General features: G+C 66.3%; 6 protein-coding genes and 1 riboswitch. Of the genes, 2 read left to right on the top strand and 4 right to left on the bottom strand.

What is annotated here, in order from left to right:
• Nucleotides 1–595: 595 nt before the first annotated feature.
• From CDO87_RS21010 to CDO87_RS20995, 4 genes are read right to left on the bottom strand one after another with little or no spacing between them, the layout of a single operon-like run.
• A complete protein-coding gene (locus CDO87_RS21010) occupies nucleotides 596–844 on the bottom strand; it encodes a MoaD/ThiS family protein (protein WP_100930588.1) in 249 nt (82 codons plus the stop codon).
• On the bottom strand, nucleotides 844–3081 hold the full coding sequence (locus CDO87_RS21005; protein WP_100930587.1) for a xanthine dehydrogenase family protein molybdopterin-binding subunit: 2238 nt from the start codon (nucleotides 3079–3081) through the stop codon (nucleotides 844–846). Before CDO87_RS21005 ends, CDO87_RS21010 begins: the two co-directional genes overlap by 1 nt.
• Entirely contained in the window at nucleotides 3081–3563 is a 483-nt protein-coding gene (locus CDO87_RS21000; protein WP_100930586.1) for a (2Fe-2S)-binding protein, read from the bottom strand. The genes CDO87_RS21005 and CDO87_RS21000 overlap by 1 nt, the downstream gene beginning before the upstream one ends.
• A complete protein-coding gene (locus CDO87_RS20995; RefSeq protein ID WP_100930585.1) occupies nucleotides 3560–4426 on the bottom strand; it encodes a xanthine dehydrogenase family protein subunit M in 867 nt (288 codons plus the stop codon). Before CDO87_RS20995 ends, CDO87_RS21000 begins: the two co-directional genes overlap by 4 nt.
• 305 nt (nucleotides 4427–4731) lie before the next feature.
• Nucleotides 4732–4864, top strand: a riboswitch (FMN riboswitch).
• 70 nt (nucleotides 4865–4934) lie between these two features.
• On the opposite strand from CDO87_RS20995, the gene CDO87_RS20990 reads away from it, so the two are divergent.
• Both CDO87_RS20990 and CDO87_RS20985 read left to right on the top strand, forming a co-directional pair.
• Nucleotides 4935–5408: a 6,7-dimethyl-8-ribityllumazine synthase gene (locus tag CDO87_RS20990; RefSeq protein ID WP_100930584.1), complete on the top strand. Its 474-nt coding sequence runs from the start codon at nucleotides 4935–4937 to the stop codon at nucleotides 5406–5408.
• A gap of 198 nt (nucleotides 5409–5606) precedes the next feature.
• Nucleotides 5607–6569: a class 1 fructose-1,6-bisphosphatase gene (locus CDO87_RS20985; RefSeq protein ID WP_100930583.1), complete on the top strand. Its 963-nt coding sequence runs from the start codon at nucleotides 5607–5609 to the stop codon at nucleotides 6567–6569.
• Nucleotides 6570–6618: the final 49 nt, after the last annotated feature.

Here is a 6618-nt window from a genome sequence, read left to right as displayed (position 1 = left end):
GCGCCTGGTCCTTCGGAAAGATCGTGTCCCGAGGTCGGTAAACCAGGAAAAAGCCTGATCCCAAGATGCAGTGGAACGCTTCTCGCGCTTGCTGGAACGCGGTTCGAACGGCAGTGCCATCGAAGTCTCCCTCGGACAGTGTGCCGACGTCTGCCGTCTAACTAATTGATCGCGCATAAAAATTGCGCACCAAACTTACACTGGAAAACAAGAGCGAAGAGCAGCCATCGACAATAAGCGATGAATCTATCGGCTTACCCTAGGTCAGGGCGTCTCACGAACCAAGGTTTTTTTCTTGCTCAAACATTAACTTTGAACTTGCCCGACGTCTGCAAATTGGGCAGCGCCACGCAACTGCGGGGAGAATCGGTCAGTCGCTCATCCCTGAATAGGGCAAGCAAAGATCCGTTTGCCGTCCAGCCTGTCGGTCATCGGACAAGAAAAGCAGGCCGTTTCCGTTGCTCCAGTTTCCGTCATGCCCCGGTTTCCGATGGCGCCATACACTGCGCGTCGGAGCTTTGTCTGGATAAGCAAAAGGGCCGACCCGCAAGTGGTCGGCCTCTTTGAGACGCGCTCTTGACATGGACAGCGTGTGTCAGCCGCCCTTGAGACGCTGCATAAGGTAGATCTCGTTCTCAGGTGTGACCTGCTGATGGCGGGAGGTGGTCATCTCGCCGTCGATGACGACGGAGACGCCCGCATCCAGCACGGGTTTGACGCCCGGATGCGCCGTTGCCAGCGCATCCAGTGCCTCGCCCACGGTCGAGGCCTCGACCTCGACCGCTTCGGCGCCGTCAGTCAGACGCCGCAGGCCGGACCACAGGTGGACCGTGACCTGCGCCATCAGCGCGCCTTCAGCGCCGCGAGGAGCTTCGGCGGGTTGATCGGAAGATGCGTCATGCGCACCCCCACCGCATCCGCAATGGCGTTGGCGATGGCCGGCAGCGGCGGGGTGATGCCCGTCTCGCCCACACCGCGCACACCGAACGGGTGGCCGGGGTTCGGCACTTCGACGATGACCGTGTCGATCATCGGCAGGTCCGAGGCCACCGGCACGCGGTAGTCGAGGAACACCGGGTTCGCCAGCCGACCCTTGTCGTCGTAGACGTATTCCTCGTTCAGCGCCCAGCCGATGCCTTGCGCCGCGCCGCCCTGGTACTGGCCCTCGACGTAGGACGGGTGGATCGCCCTCCCTGCGTCCTGCACGACGAGATAGCGCAGGATCGTCACGCGCCCGGTTTCCGGATCGACCTCCAGATCCACGGCATGCGCCCCGAAGGAGGCGCCGACACCGTCCGGCACAGATTCATGGTGACCGGAGATCGGACCGCCGGTGCTGCCCATGTTGCCTGCGATTTCCTTGATGGTCATCGGGGGGAACTTGCCCGCGTTGGGACCTGCGGGCTGGGCGGCACCGTCCACCCATTCCACCGCGTCCTCGTCGATGCCCCATTCGGCGGCGGCGCGGCGGCACATCTCCTTGATGGCATGGCCCGTGGCCTCCACCGCGGCCTTGCCGGTGGCAAAGGTGGCGCGGCTGCCGTGGGTCGGCTCGTTCACACCAAGCGCGCCGGTCTCCACCACGTTGACGCGCACGTCCTCGTAGGGGATGCCCAGCGTCTCCGCGACCATCAGCGCGACGGAGGCCCGGCTGCCGCCGATGTCCGGCGTGCCGATCGACACCTGCGCGGTGCCGTCCTCGCCGATCGCCATCGACACCGAGGTTTCGCCGTTGTGGTTGAACCAGTAGCCCACGGCAATGCCGCGGCCCTGGTTTTTCCCCAGCTCCGCCTTCAGGTTCGGGTGCTCTTTCAGCGCGTCCAGCACCTCGACCAGACCGATGGAGCCGAACTTGGGCCCGTAGGACGACTTGTCCCCGGACCGCACCGCGTTGGTTTCACGGACGGCGATGGGGTCGAGTCCCAGCTCGGCGGCCATCTCGTCGACAAGGCTCTCGACGGCGAAGGCGGCCATGGGCGACCCCGGTGCACGGTAGGCCGCACATTTCGGACGGTTCGCCAGCACGTCGTAGCCGATGTGCTGGACGTTCTCGAGCTTGTAGCCCGCGAAGGCACAATAGAGCGCCATGTCCACAGGCGCGCCCGGGAAGGCGCCGCCCTGCATCCGGAACTCCGCCCGGGCGCCGGTGATGGTGCCGTCCTTCTTCATGCCGATCTTGACATCCATCGACGCCGAGGCGGTCGGCCCCGTGGCGCGCAGCACCTCGGACCGGCTCATGACGATCTTGACCGGACGCCCGCCCGCCTTGCGCGACAGCGCCAGCGACAGCGGCTCCATGAAGATCGTGGTCTTGCCGCCGAAGCCGCCGCCGATTTCCGACGGCGTCACCCGCAGTTGCGAGGCCTCGACGCCCAGCACGGCGGTGCACATCTTGCGGATGAACCACTGGCCCTGTGTGCAGACCCACATCTCGCCCTTGTCGTCGCGGCCCATCTGGCCGACGCAGGCGTGCGGCTCGATGTAGCCCTGGTGGGTCGCCTCGGTCTTGTAGGACTTTTCCCGCACGAGGTCGGCGTCAGCAAAGCCCTTCTCGACGTCGCCGTGCCCGAATTCGATGTACTTGACCACGTTGGGATGCAGTCCTTCGGGAACGGTCGGATCGGCGGCGCCTTCGCGGATCACCGGCGCGCCCTCGGCCATCGCGTCGTCGACGTCGATGACATGCGGCAGGACCTCGTATTCGACCTCGATCAGCCGTGCGGCATCTTCGGCGATCAGCTTCGACGTGGCGGCCACCGCGGCAACGGCATGCCCGTCATACAGGGCCTTCTCCCCCGCGATGGTGTTTTCCTGAAGGTCCCAGTCCTCGCCGGTCAGTCCGGTGGGGAAGTCGGCGCGGGTCACCACGGCCTTCACGCCTTCCATTGCGAGCGCCTTGGTCGCGTCGATCTTCACGATCTTCGCATGCGCATGCGGCGAGCGCACGACCGCGCCCCACAGCATCCCCGGCAAAGAGAAGTCCGCGCCGTACCGCGCCCGGCCCGTCACCTTGTCGAGACCGTCGGGACGGTCAGGACGCGTGCCGACCAGCTTGAATTCGTTCAATCCGTCTTTCGCCATCACGCCACCTCCTGACGCATTTCAGCCGCCGCATCCATCACGGCGCGCACGATCTTGTCGTAGCCGGTACAGCGGCACAGGTTGCCCGCCAGCCAATACCGCACTTCTTCCTCGGTCGGGTCCGCGTTCTTCGCCAGCAGTGACTTCGCCGCAACGAGGATGCCCGGCGTGCAGAACCCGCACTGAAGCGCCGCGTGTTCGATGAACTTGCGCTGCAGCGGATGCAGCTCGTCGTCCGATGCCATGCCTTCAATGGTAGACACTGACTTGCCGTCCGCCTCCACACCCAGCACCAGGCAGGAGCACACCAGTGTCCCGTCCAGCTCGACGCTGCAGGCGCCGCAGTCGCCCGTCCCACAGCCTTCCTTGGAGCCGGTCAGCCCCACCTTGTCGCGCAGGCAGTCCAGCAGCGTTTCACGCGGGTCGGCGAGGAATTCGACCGGATCGCCGTTGATCGTCGTTGTCACATGGATCTTGCTCATGCCTGTTCTCCTTTCGCGCGGGCGTAGGCGATGCGCGCGGCGCGCTTCGCAAGGACACCCGCGACGTCGACGCGGAACTCCGTGGTCCCGCGCTTGTCACTGATCGGTTTTGCCGAACCCCGGGCCGCGGCTTCGAGCGCGGCGATGGCATCGTCGTCGAGCGTCGTGCCGACGATCGCCTCTGCCGCCTCAGGCACGAGGATGACCGTGGGCGCCACGGCCCCCAGCGCGATGCGCGCCGATTTCACCTTGTCCCCGTCGAGGGTCAGGTTGACCGCGCAGCCGACCACGGCGATGTCCATCTCTGTTCGCGGGATGAACCGCAGGTAGGCGTCGCCGCCGTGCTGTCCCCGCGCCGGAAGCAGGATCGCGCTGATCAGCTCGCCTTTGCCGAGGTTCGTCTTGCCGGGTCCGGCGGGGATCTCTTCCACCGACATTGTACGCGTGCCGTCGGGACCGGTGATCTCGACCGTCGCACCGGCGGCAACGAGGCCCGGCACCGAGTCCGCCGCGGGCGACCCGTTGCACAGGTTTCCCGCAAGCGTCGCGCGGCCCTGGATCTGGGTCGATCCCACCAGTTCCATGCCCTCGACCACCCCGGGCCAGGCACCCTTCAGCCCCGCATGCGCACCAAGCGCGATGCCGGGCACCGCAACCCCGATGCGCCAACCACCGTCATCCGTGGGAGTGATCTCGCTGACGCCGGCGATCTTCTTGAGGTCGATCAGGTCGTCCGGCTGCACCATGCCCGCACGCATCTGCACGAGGACGTCCGTCCCGCCGGCAAGGAACCGCGTCAGCCCGGAAGCCCCCGCGGCAATGCCCGCGGCGTCCGTGAAACTGGTGGGACTGTGATATCGCATGTGACCTCCTTGCGTATGGCGGCGGGCGTCCGATCCGCCCGATTCATGTCTGCCCCGAAACCGGGTGTTTGCGCCACCCCCTCCGGCCCGCCTTCTCAAGATGTTTCGCACGATCAGAGCGGCCGGCCGGGAGCGTCGAACGCGCACAGAACGCGCCGCGTGACCCGGCATAGGTTGAGCACCGATCCCGACTGCCTGCAAACTCTTTATGCCCTACGATCTGGTACACCTGCCTCCCGCCGTCGCGAAAATGCCCAGGCCTGACGGTTTCACACTGGAATCTCCCGTCACAGCAGTTAATTTGGCCGCGTTCTCAGGGCGGGGTGAAATTCCCCACCGGCGGTGACAGCCCGCGAGCGCCCCTCCTTTCGGAGGGGGTCAAGCAGATCCGGTGGAACTCCGGGGCCGACGGTGAAAGTCCGGATGGAAGAGACGCGACGGACGGGACCTGACGGTTCCGTACGGCCGTAAGCCTTGGGACCTTTTGTATCAAACGGAGGGTTCCGACATGACTGACTTCTCAAACAAACGCATCGCCTTCATTCGCGCGCGCTGGCACGCAGACATCGTCGACCGCGCGCACGAGGGTTTTCTGGCCGAGGCCAGGACGCAGCTTCCCGGCGCACAGGTCGACGCCTACGACGTGCCCGGCGCCTTCGAGATGCCGCTGCTGGCCAAGCGGCTGGCCAAGACCGGGCGCTACGACGCGGTGGTGGCCGCGGCTTTCGTCGTCGACGGCGGTATCTACCGGCATGACTTTGTGGCCGACGCCGTGGTCAAGGGGCTGATGGAGGCGCAGATGCAGACCGATGTGCCGGTCTTCAGCGTGTCGCTGACGCCCCACAACTACCAGGAGACGGAGCTGCTGACCGGCTTCTACCAGGAGCACTTCGTGACCAAGGGCGCGGAAGCGGCGCGCGCGGTGCGTGGTGTGTTCGACATCGCCCTGCCGCGCCCTGAACTTGCGGTGGTGAACGGCTGACAAACCCGGCTCCTGGCGTTTGGCCGGGAGCCCGCGCCGTGTCGTTTCCGGGCAGGGATGGCGCCGAATTCGTCCTCGTGGGCCGCGGCAACCGCCGTCTGGCCGGCCCGCACGAAACATCCCCCTTCTTCAGCCCGGCGTGATATGGCCCCTGCGAACGGTCACACCCCTGCCCGTTTGCCTGCGACCGGAGTGCCCATGCTGACCCTGCCCGACGACATGATTTCCACCGCCCCGATCCTGCCCGCCTGCCTGCCGGAGAACGGCGTGGGGCGGATCGTCAACGCCCTTGCCCACGCCCTGCCCGCCATCGCCGCGCGCCTTGCGGCCGGCCGGTTGCCGGGCGATCCGGCGGCTCTGGTCGGGACCAACGACAGCGGCGATGCGCAAAAAGCGCTGGACGTGGGCGCCCATGATCACATCCTCGCCGAGCTGCGCGGATGCGGCGTCCGCCACCTGTTGTCGGAAGAGGCGGTGGCGGTCGAAACCCTCGACCCCGATGGCGGGTACGATATCGCCATCGACCCCATAGACGGCTCCGGCTCCATCGGGATCGGCGCGCCGCTGGGTATGCTGTTTGTCATCTACCCGACCGGCCCGGTGACCTTCGCCCGCCCCGGTTCCGAGGCCGTGGCCTCCGGCTATGCCTCCTTCGGGCATTCCCTGGACTTCGGGTATACGCTTGGCCAAGGCATACAGGTCTTCACCTTCGACGGGCAGGACTTCCGCGAAGCGGCACGTGACCTGAGGATCAAACCCACCACCTCGACCATCGCCTACAACGCCTCGAACGAGCGTCACTGGCCCGAGGGCCTGCAAGCCTGGGCACGGGATCTGCGGCTTGGCAAGGACGGGCCGCGCGGGCGCGACTTCAACATGCGCTGGCTGGCCGCCGCCGTGGGCGAACTCCACCGCATCGTCCTGCAGGGGGGTGCGTTCCTGTACCCCGCCGACCGGAGGAAAGGCTACGAGAACGGACGCCTGCGCCTGGCCTATGAGGCCGTCCCCATCGCCTTTCTCATGGAAGCCGCGGGCGGCAAGGCCACCGATGGCAAGCGCCGCATCCTCGACCACGTCCCCGCCGATCCGCATGAAAACGTGCCGCTCGTCTTCGGTGCGGCGGAAGAGGTGGACGTCATCGCCCGATATCTGGAGACGTGACGACCTCGACCGTCCCGAAGCATTGAGCTCGGGAGAACGCCCGCAGCAC

Source organism: Sagittula sp. P11, assembly GCF_002814095.1.
Lineage (GTDB): Bacteria > Pseudomonadota > Alphaproteobacteria > Rhodobacterales > Rhodobacteraceae > Sagittula.
Note: the sequence above shows the minus strand (reverse complement) of the source record. Positions and strands in the feature narration are given on the sequence as shown.

Excerpts from the sequence above, each read along its gene's own strand:
- CDO87_RS21010 (WP_100930588.1), bottom strand. The coding sequence starts at position 844 with ATGGCGCAGGTCACGGTCCACCTGTGGTCCGGCCTGCGGCGTCTGACT.
- CDO87_RS21005 (WP_100930587.1), bottom strand. The coding sequence starts at position 3,081 with ATGGCGAAAGACGGATTGAACGAATTCAAGCTGGTCGGCACGCGTCCT.
- CDO87_RS21000 (WP_100930586.1), bottom strand. The coding sequence starts at position 3,563 with ATGAGCAAGATCCATGTGACAACGACGATCAACGGCGATCCGGTCGAA.
- CDO87_RS20995 (WP_100930585.1), bottom strand. The coding sequence starts at position 4,426 with ATGCGATATCACAGTCCCACCAGTTTCACGGACGCCGCGGGCATTGCC.
- CDO87_RS20990 (WP_100930584.1), top strand. The coding sequence starts at position 4,935 with ATGACTGACTTCTCAAACAAACGCATCGCCTTCATTCGCGCGCGCTGG.
- CDO87_RS20985 (WP_100930583.1), top strand. The coding sequence starts at position 5,607 with ATGCTGACCCTGCCCGACGACATGATTTCCACCGCCCCGATCCTGCCC.